The sequence below is a fragment of the Achromobacter sp. PD1 genome (assembly GCF_048541815.1).
GTDB lineage: Bacteria > Pseudomonadota > Gammaproteobacteria > Burkholderiales > Burkholderiaceae_B > Achromobacter > Achromobacter bronchisepticus_A.
This window is the reverse complement of the sequence record NZ_CP183349.1, coordinates 4,387,383-4,403,069: the sequence shown is the minus strand read 5'-3', so window position 1 is coordinate 4,403,069 and position 15,687 is coordinate 4,387,383. Positions and strand designations below refer to the sequence as shown.

Below are 15,687 nucleotides of genomic sequence, written 5' to 3'. Positions count from 1 at the left end.
TGGAAAAAATGACGGGTTTTAGCGGGTTACAGCGGCGAAATGCGGCGAAAACGGCGGTTTCTCCGGCGGCTTGCAATTCCCGTGGACTTTGACCACAATATGACCTTGATTGCCCCGGTTCCGACCCGAGCCGGGGTTTTGTTTTGGTCGTCCGCGCCGCTTGCCAGTTTTGCTTTCACTCGGCTGCCTGCGCGCGCCAGGATTCCGACCTTCACCGAGAACGCTCCGTCCGGGGCGTTTTCTACTTTTGTTTGGGAAACGACATGTCTGCCATTCCTTTGACCGTGCGCGGGGCCGAGCGCTTGCAAGAAGAGCTCCAGCGGCTGAAAACCGTGGAACGTCCTGCCGTTATCAACGCGATCGCTGAAGCGCGTGCGCAGGGTGATCTGTCGGAAAATGCCGAGTACGATGCTGCTCGCGAGCGCCAAGGCTTTATCGAGGGCCGGATTGCCGAGCTTGAAGGCACGCTTTCCAACGCCCACCTGATCGATCCTACCGCCCTGGATGCCGAAGGCCGCGCCGTGTTTGGCGCCACCGTCGACATCGAGGACCTGGATTCGGGCGATCGTGTGACGTACCAAATCGTCGGCGACGTTGAAGCCGACATCAAGTCGAACCTGATTTCCGTGTCGAGCCCGGTGGCCCGCGCGCTGATCGGCAAGAGCGAAGGCGACGTGGTCGAGGTCAAGGCCCCGGCTGGCGTTCGCGAGTATGAAGTCCTGGGCGTGCGCTACATCTGACGCCGACGTAGTAAGCTGGAAGTTGTCAAAACACCATAGTCCGAACCGTGCGTTCGACTGAATTCCGCGGTTTAATGCGGATCGCTATGGTGGACCGGGCGCGTAAAGCGCCCGTTTTTGTGCCCGCACTTACCTTTTCGTCGTCTTGCGGCTGGTGCCGCTGCGTGCTCCGGCCCGCAGGCTGAGCGCGCTGCCGGCGCGGCGGGGAATGCCGTGACCGCTGGCGGTGGTCTTCCTGGTGCCAGGGCGCATGGGCTTGCCGTTCTTGTTGAGCTGGTCCTGGGGCACGAAGCGCGTCTTCGGCTTGGGCTCTTCGGATTCGCTGCGGCGCGGACGCTTGGCCAGGGTCTTGCCTTCGGCGGCCAGCTTCTTGGGCGTGTGCGGCTCGGAGGCGCGGCGCTTGGCGGGGCGTTCAGGTTCCATGGCGGCCAGCGCGGCGGGCTTGATATTGCCGGCCAGCGGGCGGAACAGGATCAGGGTTTTGCCCAGATGGTGCACGGGGGCGCAGGAAAGCGTGTCGCAGATGGTCGACAGCATTGCGTCGCGGGCCTCGCGGTTATCGCCGCCGGCGCGCACCTTGATGAGGCCGTGCGAAGTCAGCGCCAGGTCGATTTCCTTGAGCACGGCTTCGGTCAGGCCGTTGTCGCCGATCAGGACGACGGGGCGCAGAGGGTGAGCGGCGGACCGAAGGTCGCTGCGCTCACGAGAGGTAAGTTCTAATATAGGCATGCGTGGAATTGTACGGTAATGGCCAAGAATAAATTCTCCAAAGACTGGATTCACCAGCACATCAACGATCCCTATGTGAAGCTGGCGCAACAGAAGGGCTACAGGGCCCGCGCCGCCTTCAAGCTGATCGAGATCCTGGATACCGAGAAGCTGATGCGCCGGGGCGACCTCGTGGTCGACCTGGGGTCGGCGCCCGGCAGTTGGTCCCAAGTGGCGCGCGAGCGCCTGGCGGGGCCGGGCGGGGTCGTGGACGGACGCATCATCGCGCTCGATATCCTGCCCATGGAGCCCGTGGCGGGCGTTGAATTCATCCAGGGCGACTTCCGCGAAGATGAAGTTTTGAAACAATTGGAAGACATGGTCGGATCGCGCGCGGTGGATCTTGTTATTTCCGACATGGCCCCCAACTTGTCAGGGGTGGGTATTGCCGACTCCGCGCGCATCCAGCATGTGTGTGAGTTGGCGATGGAATTCTCCTGCGCCCATCTCAAGCCCAACGGGGCGCTGATCGTCAAGGCTTTCCACGGCAGCGGCTTTTCGCAGATCGTGGAATCCTTCAAGCAGCGCTTCAAGCGGGTGGTCGAACGCAAGCCGAAGGCATCGCGGGACAAATCCTCCGAAACCTTTCTGGTTGCGCGCGATCTGAAGTAGCCCGGGTCCGGGGCGCGCCGCCTCGGATTCGAAAAACCTACAGCCTGCCGGGACAACGACCAGAAAATTCGCGAATAAGACAAAACTCAGAGGGGCTCAGGCATCCCGGGACGCAATCTGGTCTGACAGGGTAGAATGAGCTATTGACATACTTGTGACTGTGCCATATGCGGGTGCGCGGTCGCCGGTCGGAATCGAAAGCAGGAGATCGACCTTGAATAATTCATTTTCGAAAGTCGCTGTCTGGATGGTGATAGCCCTCGTGCTGTTCACCGTCTTCAAACAGTTCGACGGACGCGCTCAGACCCAGGACGGCGTGACCTACACGCAGTTCATGGACGACGCCAAGGCGGGACGTATCCGCAAGGTCGACGTCCAGGGCGACGTGCTGTACGTCACCCCTGACGCGGGCCGCGCCTACACGCTGACTTCGCCGGGCGACCTCTGGATGGTCTCCGATCTGCTGAAGTACGGCGTCCAGGTGTCGGGCAAGCCGCGCGAAGAGCAGTCGCTGCTGATGAGCATCTTCGTGTCGTGGTTCCCCATGCTGTTGCTGATCGGCGTCTGGGTGTTCTTCATGCGCCAGATGCAGGGAGGCGGCAGGGGCGGGGCGTTCAGCTTCGGCAAATCGCGCGCCCGCATGCTCGACGAGAACACCAACCAGATCACCTTCGCCGACGTTGCCGGCTGCGACGAAGCCAAGGAAGACGTCCAGGAACTGGTCGATTTCCTGCGCGACCCCAGCAAGTTCCAGAAGCTGGGCGGCCGCATCCCCCGCGGCGTGCTGATGGTCGGCTCGCCGGGTACCGGCAAGACGCTGCTGGCCAAGGCCATCGCGGGCGAAGCCAAGGTGCCGTTCTTCAGCATCTCGGGTTCCGACTTCGTTGAAATGTTCGTCGGCGTGGGCGCGGCCCGCGTGCGCGACATGTTCGAAAACGCCAAGAAGCACGCTCCCTGCATCATCTTCATCGACGAAATCGATGCGGTCGGCCGCCAGCGTGGCGCCGGCCTGGGCGGCGGCAACGACGAACGCGAGCAGACGCTGAACCAGATGCTGGTGGAAATGGACGGCTTCGAGTCCGGCCAGGGCGTCATCGTCATCGCCGCGACCAACCGTCCCGACGTGCTGGATCCTGCGCTGCTGCGCCCGGGCCGCTTCGACCGTCAGGTCGTGGTGCCTCTGCCCGACATCCGCGGCCGCGAGCAGATCCTGAAGGTCCACATGCGCAAGGTTCCGCTGTCGCCCAACGTCGATGCGACCGTGCTGGCGCGCGGCACCCCGGGCTTCTCCGGCGCCGACCTGGCCAACCTGGTCAACGAAGCCGCGCTGTTCGCCGCCCGCCGCAATGGCCGCACGGTCGACATGTCCGACTTCGAAAAGGCCAAGGACAAGATCATCATGGGCGCGGAACGCCGCTCCATCGTGATGCCCGAAGAGGAACGCAAGAACACCGCGTACCACGAGTCCGGCCACGCGATCGTCGCCCGCCTGTTGCCCAAGACCGACCCGGTCCACAAGGTCACCATCATCCCGCGCGGCCGCGCGCTGGGCGTGACCATGCAACTGCCTGAGACCGACCGCTACAGCATGGACAAGGGCCGTCTGCTGTCCACCATTGCCGTGCTGTTCGGCGGCCGCATCGCCGAAGAAATCTTCATGGACCAGATGACGACGGGCGCCTCGAACGACTTCGAACGCGCCACCGCCATCGCCCGCGACATCGTCACGCGCTACGGCATGACCGACGAGCTGGGTCCCATGGTCTATGCCGAGAACGAAGGCGAAGTGTTCCTGGGCCGCAGCGTCACCAAGACCACGCACATGTCGGAAGCCACCATGCAGAAGGTGGACACCGAGATCCGCCGCATCATCGACGAGCAGTACAGCGTTGCCCGCAAGATCCTGGAAGACAACCGCGACAAGGTCGAAGTAATGACCTCCGCGCTGCTCGAATGGGAAACCATCGACGCCGACCAGATCAACGACATCATCGAGGGCCGTCCTCCGCGTCCCCCGAAGACGCCTCAGGGGCCGTCGGATACGTCCGACACGCCGCCCACGGGCCTGGCGGCAGGTGGCAATACGGCTGCCGCTGTCTGAGGCTGCTCATCCTGAGTTATGGCAAATAACTTCCTTTGCGGGCGCTTCGAGTTTGATCTCGAGCGCCCGCTTGTCATGGGTATCGTCAATGTCACGCCGGACTCGTTTTCCGACGGCGGCCAGCATGACGATACGGATTCCGCAGTGGCGCATGCGCGCCAATTGATCGCCGAAGGCGCCCAGATCCTGGACCTGGGCGGCGAGTCCACGCGTCCCGGGGCCGACCCGGTCTCAGTGGCCGACGAACTGGCCCGGTTGCTGCCGGTGGTGGAGGCGCTGCGCGATTGCGGCGTGCCCCTGTCCATCGACACCTTCAAGCCGGAAGTCATGCGCGCCGTGCTGGATGCCGGCGCGGACATGATCAACGACATCTATGGCTTCAGGCAGCCGGGCGCCGTCGAGGCGGTGGCCCATACGCGCTGCGGGCTGTGCGTGATGCACATGAAGGGCGAGCCTCGCACCATGCAGGCCGCCCCGCCCGAGTACACCGACCTGATCGGTGAAATCGGGCTTTTCCTGGGGGCTCGCGCGCACAAGCTGCGCGCGGCCTGGATCGATCCTCGCCGCATCGTGCTGGACCCGGGCTTCGGCTTCGGCAAGACGGGCGACCAGAACTTCCAACTGCTGCGCCGGCTGTCGAGCCTGCGCAGCGCCGGTTATCCATTGCTGATCGGCCTGTCGCGCAAAACCATGATCGGCCAGGCTACCGGCCGGCCCGTGGACGGCAGGTTGCCCGGCAGCATCGCCGCGGCGCTTGCCTGCGTGGCGCGTGGCGCTTCCATCGTGCGGGTGCACGATGTGGCGGCCACGGTCGACGCGCTCAAGGTATGGCACGCGGCAGAACAAGGAGCACTCAGTTCATGATTCGACGTAAATATTTCGGTACCGACGGGGTCCGCGGCGAAGTCGGCGGTCCGGTGATCAACGCCGAATTCGCGCTGCGTCTGGGTTACGCGGCCGGCCGCGTCCTGGCGCGTGAGCACGCCGTACGCGGCGGCAGCCGCCCGCAGGTCGTGATCGGCAAGGACACGCGGATCTCCGGCTACATGCTGGAGTCGGCGCTGGAAGCCGGCCTGTCGGCGGCAGGCATCGACGTGCTGCTGGCAGGGCCGGTGCCCACCCCCGCGGTGGCCTACCTGACCCGCGCGCTGCGTCTGGTGGCGGGCATCGTCATCAGCGCTTCGCACAATCCGTACCAAGACAACGGCATCAAGTTCTTCTCGGCGCAAGGCATGAAGCTGCCCGACGAGATCGAGGCCGCCATCGAAGCCGCCCTCGACGAACCGCTGGGTTGTGTCGCGTCGGAGGCCCTGGGGCGCGCGCGCCGCATGGGCGACGCGCAGGGCCGCTACATCGAATTCTGCAAGAGCACCTTCCCCAACGATCTGGACCTGAATGGCATGACGATCGTGGTGGACGCCGCCCACGGCGCCGCCTACAACATCGCGCCGCACGTGTTCCGCGAGCTGGGCGCCGAAGTGCACGCCATCGGCGTCAATCCGGACGGCTTCAACATCAACAAGGGCGTGGGTGCGCTGCATCCCGAGCTGCTGGCCAAGGAAGTGCACGCCCGCGGCGCCCAGTTGGGCATCGCGCTGGACGGCGACGCTGACCGCCTGCAGATGGTGGATGGCGAAGGCCGCATCTACAACGGCGACGAACTCATGTACGCCATCGTCCGCGAACGCATGCAGCGCGGCAAGGTGGACGGCGTGGTCGGCACGCTGATGACCAACTTCGGCTTCGAACGCGAAATGCAGCGCCTGGGCGTGGGCTTCGAGCGCGCCAATGTCGGCGACCGCTATGTGCTGGAGCAGATGCAGGCGCGCGGCTGGCTGTACGGCGGCGAAAGCTCTGGCCACCTGTTGTGCCTGGATTGCCATTCGACCGGCGATGGCATCGTCGCCGCGCTGCAGGTCCTGACCGCGCTGCGCCGCAACTCGGTCGGGCTGTCGGAGTGGGTGAGCGATCTGCGCATGTATCCGCAGAAGATGATCAACGTGCCGCTGACCCCGGGCCAGGACTGGAAGACGCACGCCGGCCTGAGCGCCGCGCGCAAGGCCGTCGAAGCCGAGCTGGACGGCCGCGGCCGCATCCTGATCCGCGCCTCGGGCACTGAGCCGAAGCTGCGCCTCATGGTCGAAGCCGAAGATGAAGCCCTGGCCGTATCCTGCGCCGAGAAGCTTGCGGCCAGCCTGGGATAAACGCGGACCTGCGATTTCGAACAAGGCCACCCGGCGCGTGACGGGTGGCCTTGTTTGTTCAAGGGTTGTATAGATTTGTAAAGTTTTGTCGATTTGGGCGGAAGATTGATTTATCCGCTCCGGACTAAACTTCATAGTCACGTAACATATTGGTCAAGTCTTTGACATACAGGGCGTCCACACTGGCTGGACTCTCTAGGAGCTTCGCGCAATGCTGGAATTAGCACGCATCAATCCGAGCCGTAATGCCGCAGAACCTTGGACCGGCGCCGCCGCCAAGGTGCTGGTGGTGGGCTTGGCGCGCACCGCTGAAGAAATCGAGCAGATTCAACGCCTGCGCTACGACGTCTTCACCGAGGACATGGGCGCGGTGTTTCCCGACGCCCAGGACGGCATCGAGCATGACCGCTTCGATCCGTACTGCGAACATCTGATGGTCCGCGAGCTGGACACGGGCCGCGTGGTCGGCACCTACCGGATCCTGACGCCGGAAAAGGCGCGGGAGGCTGGCGGCTACTACTCGCAGTCCGAGTTCGACCTGTCCGGGCTGGGAGCGATCCAGGACGAGCTGGTCGAAGTCGGCCGCTCTTGCACGCACCCCGACTACCGCAGCGGCGGCGTCATCATGCTGCTGTGGTCGGGCCTGGCCGAATACCTGCGCCGCGGCGGCTATCAGTACGTGCTGGGTTGCGCCAGCGTCAGCCTGCGCGACGACGGCGTTACCGCCGCCGAAGTGTGGCGCACCATCTCCAAGCAGCTGCCGCAGGGCGACGAGCCGCGCGTGACGCCGCTGCATCGCTATCCGGTGGAGAAGCTCAACAGCACCTTGCCGGCGCGCGTGCCGCCGCTGATCAAGGGTTACCTGAAGCTGGGCGCCAAGGTCTGTGGCGAGCCCGCCTGGGACCCGGATTTCAACGCCGCGGATTTCCCGGTCCTGCTGAAAATGGACCGCATGGACGAGCGCTACCGCCGCCATTTCGGGCTGGATCAGCCCGCAACCGCCACTGCCCAGCGCTGAGGCCACCATGCGCCGCCTGTTCCGCCGCATGAAGATCAGGTTGATACGGCGGGCCACCAGGCCTTTGCGCATGGAGCTAAAGCGGCTGGATCGCGAGACCGATCTGTCGCCGTTTTAGTGCAGCGGCCCCGCAGCGCGGGGCCGGAACAGGGCGGGCACGCTCGCGCCGCCCGGCTGGTTCCTCAGAACTCCAGCAGTTCGAATGAAAAGCCCACCTTGTTCCACTCAGCTTCTTCCGCGCGCAGCGTGAAGTCGCTCAGGGGGTGCTGCGCCAGCCATTCGCGGTTGACCCGCACCACGATGGAGTTGTCGCGCACCGACGCGGTCAGCGGCAGCGGTTCGATTTCATTGCGGCGGCGGAACAGCAGCACCGCCAGGCGCAGGCTGAGGATGGCCTTCCATTGAGCGCGCGAACGTACCAGGGGTTCCAGCTTGGTCAGCTTGCCCTGGTGGCCGAGCGCGAGCAGCGCCAGTAGTTGCTGGTCGGCGCGCGAGAAGCCCGGCATGTCGGCGTTTTCCAGCACGTAGGCGGTGTGCTTGTGGTACGCGTTGTGGGCGATGGACAGGCCCACTTCGTGCAGGTCGGCCGCCCAGCCCAGCGCGGGACGCAGCTCGGCGCGTTCCGGGCCGTCCGGGAACATGGCGTCGAACAGGGTCAGCGCGGCGTGGTGTACGCGGCGCGCCTGGTTGACGTCGACGTGGTAGCGCTTCATGAACTGGCGCACCGATTCATCGCGCTTGTCATGCTCGTCGTCGCGGCCCAGCAGGTCGTACAGCACGCCCAGGCGCAGCGCGCCGTCGCCGGTGTGCATGACGTCGATGCCCAGCTCGTCGAACAGGGCGCTCATGATGGCCAGGCCGCCCGGCAGGACGTCCGAGCGTTCGATCTTGATGCCGGGCAGTTCGGACGGAATCACGCGGCCCGAGCGGATGATGCGGTCTTTCAGCTTGTTCAGGCCGGCGCGCGTGATGCCGCGGTCCGAGAAGCGGCATTCGGTCAGGATGGCGAACAGCGCCTTGGCCGTGCCGGAAGAGCCGTAGGCTTCCTTCCAGCCCATCTTGCGGTACTGCTTGGCGATGACTTCGATCTCGCGGCGCGCGGCCAGCTCGGCCTGCTTCATCTGGTGCGCGTCCACCACGCCGTCCGAGAAGAACTGGCGGCTGTAGCTGACGCAGCCCATGTACAGCGAGGACATCAGGCCGGGCTCATGGCTCTTGCCGATGATGACTTCGGTGGAGCCGCCGCCGATGTCGATGACCAGGCGCTTGTTGGGCGAAGGGGGCAGGGTGTGGACCACGCCCGAGAAGATCAGGCGGGCCTCTTCGCGGCCGGCGATGACTTCGATGGGAAAGCCCAGGGCGGCTTCGGCTCGCGGCAGGAAGTCGCGGGTGTTGCGGGCGACACGGAAAGTGTTGGTGGCGACGGCGCGGACCCGGTTGGGGTGGAAGCTGCGCAGACGGTCGCCGAAGCGTTCCAGCACGGCGATGGCGCGGTCGATGGCCTCGTCGCCCAGCCTTTTTTCGGAGTCCAGGCCGGCCGCAAGCCGGACGGTTTCCTTGAGGCGGTCAATCTGATAGATCTGGGGCGTACCGTCCTGTTGAACGATGCGTCCGATGGAGAGGCGGAAGCTGTTGGACCCGAGGTCCACCGCGGCCAGAAGTTGATCCATGCGGCTCGTAAATATTGTCTGAGAGGTGGCCCGATTATAGAGATCCCATGTGACAGCGCTTCCGCGCGCGCTTTTTTTCTTATGGAACAGGGGTTTGCGGCATCTGATCGGCCTGCTATGCGTCCCGGTTTTGGCGTACGCTACGTATTTGCTGCCGTGTCATGGAACCGTCACCTTTTTGCAGTAAAACTCCACGCTCTCCCTACGTATGGAACCCGGTATGCCCTCACGCCCTCCTGCCGAGCCTTTGCTTCTGAACCGCGAGTTGTCGCTGCTGAAATTCAACGAACGCGTGCTGGCGATGGCGGAGAATCCCAAGACTCCCTTGCTGGAACGCCTGCGCTACGTCTGTATCGTCAGTTCCAACCTGGATGAGTTCTTCGAGATCCGGATTTCCAGCCTGAAGGAGCAGCAGCGCCAGTCGCCGAATCTGGTGGGACCCGATGGCATGACGCCGGACCAGGCGTTCGACAACGTGCAGCAGGCGGTGCATGCGCTGGTATATCGCCAGTACAACCTGCTCAACGACGAGATCCTGCCGGCCATGCACGCCGAGGGCATCTCGCTGCACCATGCATCGGAATGGAATCCGCAGCAGCAGGAATGGGCGCGCGAGGTCTTCAACCGCGACGTGATGCCGCTTCTGACCCCGATCGGGCTGGATCCGGCGCATCCGTTTCCGCGGGTCTACAACAAGAGCCTGAATTTCATCGTGTCGCTGTCGGGCGCCGATGCCTTCGGCCGCCAGGCCTCGATCGCCGTGGTGCAGGCGCCGCGCGCCTTGCCGCGCCTGATCAAGATGCCGCAGGAGCTGTCGGGCCAGCCCGAGGGCTACATCCTGCTGACCTCGCTGCTGCGGGCCTTCGTGGGTGAACTGTTTCCGGGGCTGGAAATGCTGGGCTGCTACCAGTGGCGGGTCACGCGCAACAGCGACCTGTTCGTGGACGAGGAAGAAGTCACCAACCTGCGCCATGCCTTGCAGGGCGAGCTGTCGCAGCGCAACTTCGGCGCTGCCGTGCGCCTGGAGATCGACAAGCTGACGCCGGTCGAACTGGAACACTTCCTGCAGCGCGAGTTCTCGCTCAAGGCGGAGGACACCTACCGCGTGCCGGGGCCGGTGAACCTGTCGCGCCTGATGCAGCTGTGCAATTCGGACTCGCGGCCGGACCTGCTGTTCCCGGATTACCGCGCCCCCGTGCCGGCGCCGTTCGACCGTGTGGGCGACAAGCCGGCCGAGCTGTTCGAGGCCGTGGCCGAGCAGGACCGCCTGCTGCACCATCCCTACCAGTCGTTTCAACCCGTTATCGACTTCCTGACCGCCGCCGCGCTGGATCCGGACGTCATGGCGATCAAACAGACCATCTACCGCACCGGCGAGGACTCCGAGCTGATGAAGATCCTGCTGGCCGCGGCGCGCGCCGGCAAGGAAGTGACGGTGGTGGTGGAACTGATGGCGCGCTTTGACGAGCAGACCAACATCAACTGGGCCTCCAAGCTGGAAGAGGTGGGCGCGCACGTGGTGTACGGCGTGGTGGCGCACAAGACGCACGCCAAGATGGCCGTAGTGCTGCGCCGCGAAAAAGGGCGCCTGCGCCGCTATGCCCACCTGGGCACCGGCAACTACCACCCGCGCACGGCGCGGCTGTACACCGATTTCGGGCTGCTCACGGCCGATCCCAAGCTGTGCGAGGACATGGACAAGGTGTTCGCGCAGCTGACCGGGCTGGGCGCGCGCCGCTCGCTCAAGGCGCTGATGCAGTCGCCCTTCACCATGCACGACGGCATGGTGGCGCTGATCCGCGCCGAGGCCCGCGCGGCCAAGGCCGGCAAGCGTGCGCGCATCATGGCTAAGATGAACTCGCTCTTGGAAGAGCAGATCATCGAAGAGCTTTACAAGGCGGGCCAGGCTGGCGTGAAGATCGACCTGATCGTGCGCGGCGTATGCGCGCTGCGCGCCGGCGTGCCGGGATTGTCCGAGAACATCAGGGTGCGTTCCATCGTCGGCCGCTTCCTGGAGCATTCGCGGGTCTTCTACTTCTATGCCGAGGGCGAAGAGACCGTCTACCTGTCGTCCGCCGACTGGATGGACCGCAACTTCTTCCGCCGGGTCGAGATCGCCTTCCCGATCTACGACAAGACCCTGAAGAAGCGCGTCATCGACGAAGCCTTCACCTACGCCCTGCGCGACAACCAGCTGGCCTGGCAACAGCTTCCCGACGGCGACTACACCCGGGTCAAGAGCCGCCGCGAGCCTTTCAACGTGCATCAGTACCTGATGCAGAAGCTGGGCGTGTAACGTCCGCCGCCCCGCCCGGGGCGGCTTCGGAAGCAAGGCCTCCTGTATGTTCCGCCCCCTTTAAGAAGGCGGCGTTCGAGGCAAATCCTCCCCAGATCCAGGCCGCGCGGATCCGGCTCCGCCGGTCCGCCACCGGCGCCCCCTGGGGGGAGGCGCGCAGCGCCTCGGGGCGGGATCATGACTGTCACTATCCTGTCATGTAGGGCTTCTAATATTCGAGGGTCGCTGAAAGACAGGCAGTTTTCCAAGCCTGCCAGACTCCTCCAACGAGCACAGAAGGAACCCTGATGTTCAAACGTGTCTTCAAACAAGTTTCCCTGGGCGTCGCGCTGAGCGCCGCCGTGTTTGCCGTCCAGGCCGCCGACGTGACCGGCGCCGGCGCTTCGTTCCCGTACCCGATCTACGCCAAGTGGGCCTCCGACTACAAGGCCGCCACCAATAGCGCCGTCAACTACCAGTCCATCGGTTCGGGCGGCGGTCAGCAACAGATCATCGCCAAGACGGTTGATTTCGGCGCTTCCGACGATCCCATGAAGGCTGCCGATCTGGAAAAGAACGGCCTGCTGCAATTCCCGGCCGTCATCGGCGGCACGGTTGCCGTGGTGAACATCGACGGCGTCGAACCCGGCAAGCTGAAGCTGTCGGGCAAGGTCCTGGCCGACATCTTCCTGGGCAAGATCAAGAAGTGGGACGACGCCGCCATCAAGGCGCTGAACCCCGACCTGAAGCTGCCGGCCGCCGACATCATCGTCGTGCACCGTTCGGACGGCTCGGGCACCACCTTCGGCTGGACCAACTACCTGTCCAAGGTGTCGCCGGACTGGAAGTCGACCGTGGGCGAAGGCAAGGCCGTCAAGTGGCCCGTGGGCCAGGGCGGCAAGGGCAACGAAGGCGTCGCCGCCTACGTCGGCCAGCTGAAGAACTCGATCGGCTACGTGGAATACGCCTACGCCAAGCAGAACAAGCTGGCCTGGACGCAGCTGCAGAACAAGGACGGCAAGTTCGTCCAGCCGGAACAGAAGGCTTTCGCCGCCGCGGCCGCCAACGCCGACTGGAAGAGCGCGCCGGGCATGGGCGTGGTCCTGACCGACGAGCCGGGCGCCGATTCCTGGCCCGTCACCGCCGCCACCTTCATCCTGATCCACAAGTCGCAAGACAAGCCGGCGCAAGGCAAGGCCGTGCTGGAATTCTTCGACTGGGCCTTCAAGAACGGCGCCAAGTCGGCTGAAGCCATGGACTACGTGCCGCTGCCGGAAGCCGTGACCAAGGAAATCCGCGCCGCCTGGGGCGAAGTCAAGGCCGCCGACGGCAAGGCCGTCTGGCAATAAAGGCTTGAGCGCGAGGGAGGCCGGCTGACAATGCCAATCTCCGTCGCGCGCAATCCACAGCGGCCGCCGCTGGCGTTCCGGGTACGGAATGCCGGCGGCGGTCCGCCGCAAGACCTTCGCAGTTTCTCCCCTGGTTTCCTAAGGAAAGTCCATCCATGAGCGCGGTAATGGATAATAGTGTGCCGCTTTCGCCCAGCGTGGCGGACTCCGTGACTACCGGCACGCCTTCGCCTATGAAGCAAAATAAAAACGCGCTGATGGATGCGCTATTCAAGAACCTGACCCGCCTGTTCGCCTTCCTGGTGTTCATCCTGCTGGCGGCGATTCTTGTTTCCCTGATCTACGGCAGCCGCGAATCGCTGGCCAAGTACGGCCTGTCGTTCCTCTGGCTCAACGACTGGGATCCGGTCAATTCCAACTACGGCGCGGTGGTGCCCATCATCGGCACGCTGCTGACCTCGGCCATCGCCCTGATCATCGCGGTGCCCGTGTCCTTCGGCATCGCCATCTTCCTGACCGAACTGTCGCCCACCTGGCTGCGCCGCCCGCTGGGCACCGCGGTCGAAATGCTGGCGGCGATTCCGTCCATTATCTACGGCATGTGGGGCCTGTTCGTCTTCGTCCCCGTGTTCCAGCAGTATGTGCAGCCTTTCCTGATCGCGACGCTGGGCAGCCTGCCCGTGATCGGCGGCATCTTCGCGGGGCCGCCTTTCGGCATCGGCATCTTCACCGCCGGCCTGATCCTCTCGATCATGATCATCCCGTTCATCGCCGCGGTCATGCGCGACGTGTTCGAACTGGTGCCGGCGATGCTCAAGGAGTCCGCCTACGGCCTGGGCAGCACGACCTGGGAAGTGATGTGGCGCGTGGTGCTGCCCTACACCAAGTCGGGCGTCATCGGCGGCATCATGCTGGGCCTGGGCCGCGCGCTTGGCGAAACCATGGCCGTGACCTTCGTCATCGGCAACGCCTTCAAGTGGTCCGGTTCGCTGTTCTCGCCGGGCAACTCGATCGCTTCCGCTCTGGCCAACGAATTCAATGAGGCGGGCGGCATACAGAAGTCGGCGCTGCTGGAACTGGGCCTGATCCTGTTCCTGATCACGACCATCGTGCTCGCCCTGGCCAAGATGCTGCTGGTCCGCTTGTCCGCCAGTGAAGGCAAGAAAACCTGACGCGCCGCGAGCACAAGGAAAACATCATGGCTGTATCCGTACTCAATATGCAGAACGGCACCTATCGCCGGCGCCGCGTGGTCAACCGCATCATGCTGACCATTTCGCTGGGCACCCTGGTATTCGGGCTGTTCTGGCTGTTCTGGATCATTCTGACGCTGCTGATGAAGGGCGCGCCCGCGCTGTCGTACACGCTCTTCACCGAGATCACGCCGCCGCCCGGACAGACCGGCGGTCTCATCAACGCCATTTTCGGCAGCGTGATGATGGCTGGCGTGGGCACGCTCATCGGCACGCCCGTCGGCATCCTGGCCGGCACCTACCTGGCCGAATACGGCCAGCGCGGCTGGCTGGCGCCGGCCACGCGCTTCCTGAACGACGTGCTGCTGTCGGCCCCGTCCATCATCATCGGCCTGTTCATCTATGCCGTGTACGTGGCCCAGGTCGGGCACTACTCGGGCTGGGCCGGCGCCATCGCGCTGTCCATCCTGGTGATCCCGGTGGTGGTGCGCACCACCGACAACATGCTGCTGCTGGTGCCCAACAGCCTGCGCGAAGCGGCTGCCGCGCTGGGTTGCCCCAAGTGGCGCATGATCACCATGGTGTGCTATCGCGCCGCCAAGACCGGCATCATCACCGGCGTGCTGCTGGCCATTGCCCGGATCTCGGGTGAAACCGCGCCGCTGCTGTTCACCGCGCTGTCGAACCAGTTCATGTCCCTGAACATGAACGGCCCGATGGCCAACCTGCCGGTCGTGATCTACCAGTACGCCGCCAGCCCCTTCAAGGACTGGAACAACCTGGCATGGGCCGGCGCCACGCTGATTACGCTGCTGGTGCTGGGCATCAACATCATCGCCCGCAACATGTTCCGCAAGTAAAGATCGCTTTGCCGGCGCGCCTGGGGCGCGCCGGAGCCAAGGGAAACCAAATGGAAAACACCGCTACCGCCGTCAAGAACAAGATCGAGGTCAAGAACCTGAACTTCTACTACGGCAAGTTCCATGCGATCCGCAATGTGAACATGTCGATCCAGGAGAAGAAGGTCACCGCCTTCATCGGCCCGTCGGGCTGCGGCAAGTCCACGCTGCTGCGCACCTTCAACCGCATGTTCGAGCTCTACCCCGGCCAGCGCGCCGAGGGCGAAATCATCCTGGACGGCGAAAACCTGCTGACGGCCAAGACCGACATCTCGCTGATCCGCGCCAAGGTCGGCATGGTGTTCCAGAAGCCCACGCCGTTCCCCATGAGCATCTACGACAACATTGCCTTCGGCGTGCGCCTGTTCGAGCGCCTGTCCAAGGGTGAAATGGACGAGCGCGTGGAATGGGCCCTGAGCAAGGCCGCGCTGTGGAACGAAGTGAAGGACAAGTTGCACCAGAGCGGCAACAGCCTGTCGGGCGGCCAGCAACAGCGCCTGTGCATCGCGCGCGGCGTGGCCATCAAGCCCGAAGTGCTGCTGCTGGACGAGCCGTGCTCGGCGCTGGACCCGATTTCGACCGCCAAGATCGAAGAGCTGATCGCCGAACTGAAGAACGACTACACCGTCGTCATCGTGACGCACAACATGCAGCAGGCCGCGCGCTGCTCGGACTACACCGCCTACATGTACCTGGGCGAGCTGATGGAATTCGGCCAGACCGACCAGATCTTCGTGAAGCCTTCGCGCAAGGAAACGGAAGACTACATCACGGGCCGTTTCGGCTGATCGCCAGCGAGACGGGCCGTCGCCGGACGCACGGCCAGAGACAGGCATAGGCCAGGCGGGCCGAGATCTG

13 protein-coding genes are annotated in these 15,687 nt (G+C 64.3%); 11 read left to right on the top strand and 2 right to left on the bottom strand.

Translation table 11 applies throughout. From position 1 onward, the window contains the following. The first annotated feature begins 263 nt into the window (after positions 1-263). Positions 264-740 (top strand): transcription elongation factor GreA, encoded by a 477-nt coding sequence (greA, locus tag ACM1PE_RS20705; protein ID WP_054451366.1) that lies wholly within the window; start codon positions 264-266, stop codon positions 738-740. Between the two features lie 129 nt (positions 741-869). On the opposite strand, the gene ACM1PE_RS20700 is transcribed toward greA, so the two are convergent. Then, positions 870-1,469 carry a YhbY family RNA-binding protein gene (locus ACM1PE_RS20700; RefSeq protein WP_419340815.1) on the bottom strand — a complete coding sequence of 200 codons (600 nt, stop codon included), beginning with the start codon at positions 1,467-1,469 and terminating at the stop codon, positions 870-872. Positions 1,470-1,487: 18 nt separating this feature from the next. On the opposite strand from ACM1PE_RS20700, the gene ACM1PE_RS20695 reads away from it, so the two are divergent. From ACM1PE_RS20695 to ACM1PE_RS20675, 5 genes are all read left to right on the top strand, one after another. Then, the gene (locus tag ACM1PE_RS20695; protein WP_054451364.1) at positions 1,488-2,120 is read left to right on the top strand and encodes an RlmE family RNA methyltransferase; all 633 of its coding nucleotides are present in this window, start codon (positions 1,488-1,490) and stop codon (positions 2,118-2,120) included. A gap of 214 nt (positions 2,121-2,334) precedes the next feature. Continuing rightward, positions 2,335-4,221, top strand: a complete 1,887-nt coding sequence (gene ftsH, locus ACM1PE_RS20690) for an ATP-dependent zinc metalloprotease FtsH (protein WP_054451363.1) — start codon at positions 2,335-2,337, stop codon at positions 4,219-4,221. An 18-nt stretch (positions 4,222-4,239) separates the two neighbouring features. After that, positions 4,240-5,085 carry a dihydropteroate synthase gene (gene folP, locus ACM1PE_RS20685; protein WP_059380158.1) on the top strand — a complete coding sequence of 282 codons (846 nt, stop codon included), beginning with the start codon at positions 4,240-4,242 and terminating at the stop codon, positions 5,083-5,085. After that, positions 5,082-6,425: a phosphoglucosamine mutase gene (gene glmM, locus ACM1PE_RS20680; protein WP_419340814.1), complete on the top strand. Its 1,344-nt coding sequence runs from the start codon at positions 5,082-5,084 to the stop codon at positions 6,423-6,425. The genes folP and glmM overlap by 4 nt, the downstream gene beginning before the upstream one ends. 211 nt (positions 6,426-6,636) lie before the next feature. After that, entirely contained in the window at positions 6,637-7,443 is an 807-nt protein-coding gene (locus tag ACM1PE_RS20675; RefSeq protein WP_059380156.1) for a GNAT family N-acetyltransferase, read from the top strand. Between the two features lie 182 nt (positions 7,444-7,625). Here the strand turns inward: ACM1PE_RS20675 and ppx are convergent, their stop codons facing one another. Beyond that, positions 7,626-9,113 carry an exopolyphosphatase gene (gene ppx / locus ACM1PE_RS20670; RefSeq protein ID WP_118932911.1) on the bottom strand — a complete coding sequence of 496 codons (1,488 nt, stop codon included), beginning with the start codon at positions 9,111-9,113 and terminating at the stop codon, positions 7,626-7,628. Between the two features lie 220 nt (positions 9,114-9,333). Here ppx and ppk1 point away from each other — a divergent pair, with 220 nt between their 5' ends. The 5 genes from ppk1 (at position 9,334) to pstB (ending at position 15,617) form a co-directional block, all read left to right on the top strand. Beyond that, positions 9,334-11,409 (top strand): polyphosphate kinase 1, encoded by a 2,076-nt coding sequence (ppk1, locus tag ACM1PE_RS20665; protein ID WP_059380154.1) that lies wholly within the window; start codon positions 9,334-9,336, stop codon positions 11,407-11,409. Positions 11,410-11,696: 287 nt separating this feature from the next. Next, positions 11,697-12,737: a phosphate ABC transporter substrate-binding protein PstS gene (gene pstS, locus ACM1PE_RS20660; protein ID WP_419340813.1), complete on the top strand. Its 1,041-nt coding sequence runs from the start codon at positions 11,697-11,699 to the stop codon at positions 12,735-12,737. 155 nt (positions 12,738-12,892) lie between these two features. Next, the gene (gene pstC, locus ACM1PE_RS20655; protein WP_059380153.1) at positions 12,893-13,909 is read left to right on the top strand and encodes a phosphate ABC transporter permease subunit PstC; all 1,017 of its coding nucleotides are present in this window, start codon (positions 12,893-12,895) and stop codon (positions 13,907-13,909) included. Between the two features lie 26 nt (positions 13,910-13,935). After that, on the top strand, positions 13,936-14,790 hold the full coding sequence (gene pstA / locus ACM1PE_RS20650) for a phosphate ABC transporter permease PstA (RefSeq protein ID WP_118932910.1): 855 nt from the start codon (positions 13,936-13,938) through the stop codon (positions 14,788-14,790). 50 nt (positions 14,791-14,840) lie between these two features. Next, positions 14,841-15,617 (top strand): phosphate ABC transporter ATP-binding protein PstB, encoded by a 777-nt coding sequence (gene pstB, locus ACM1PE_RS20645; protein WP_006221056.1) that lies wholly within the window; start codon positions 14,841-14,843, stop codon positions 15,615-15,617. Positions 15,618-15,687 lie beyond the last annotated feature (70 nt).

What these genes read in the sequence shown, in the direction of transcription:
- pstA (WP_118932910.1), top strand. Translation starts at nt 13,936, where the DNA reads ATGGCTGTATCCGTACTCAATATGCAGAACGGCACCTATCGCCGGCGC.
- pstB (WP_006221056.1), top strand. Translation starts at nt 14,841, where the DNA reads ATGGAAAACACCGCTACCGCCGTCAAGAACAAGATCGAGGTCAAGAAC.
- folP (WP_059380158.1), top strand. Translation starts at nt 4,240, where the DNA reads ATGGCAAATAACTTCCTTTGCGGGCGCTTCGAGTTTGATCTCGAGCGC.
- ACM1PE_RS20695 (WP_054451364.1), top strand. Translation starts at nt 1,488, where the DNA reads ATGGCCAAGAATAAATTCTCCAAAGACTGGATTCACCAGCACATCAAC.
- ACM1PE_RS20675 (WP_059380156.1), top strand. Translation starts at nt 6,637, where the DNA reads ATGCTGGAATTAGCACGCATCAATCCGAGCCGTAATGCCGCAGAACCT.
- ppx (WP_118932911.1), bottom strand. Translation starts at nt 9,113, where the DNA reads ATGGATCAACTTCTGGCCGCGGTGGACCTCGGGTCCAACAGCTTCCGC.
- ppk1 (WP_059380154.1), top strand. Translation starts at nt 9,334, where the DNA reads ATGCCCTCACGCCCTCCTGCCGAGCCTTTGCTTCTGAACCGCGAGTTG.
- pstS (WP_419340813.1), top strand. Translation starts at nt 11,697, where the DNA reads ATGTTCAAACGTGTCTTCAAACAAGTTTCCCTGGGCGTCGCGCTGAGC.
- glmM (WP_419340814.1), top strand. Translation starts at nt 5,082, where the DNA reads ATGATTCGACGTAAATATTTCGGTACCGACGGGGTCCGCGGCGAAGTC.
- ACM1PE_RS20700 (WP_419340815.1), bottom strand. Translation starts at nt 1,469, where the DNA reads ATGCCTATATTAGAACTTACCTCTCGTGAGCGCAGCGACCTTCGGTCC.
- pstC (WP_059380153.1), top strand. Translation starts at nt 12,893, where the DNA reads ATGAGCGCGGTAATGGATAATAGTGTGCCGCTTTCGCCCAGCGTGGCG.
- greA (WP_054451366.1), top strand. Translation starts at nt 264, where the DNA reads ATGTCTGCCATTCCTTTGACCGTGCGCGGGGCCGAGCGCTTGCAAGAA.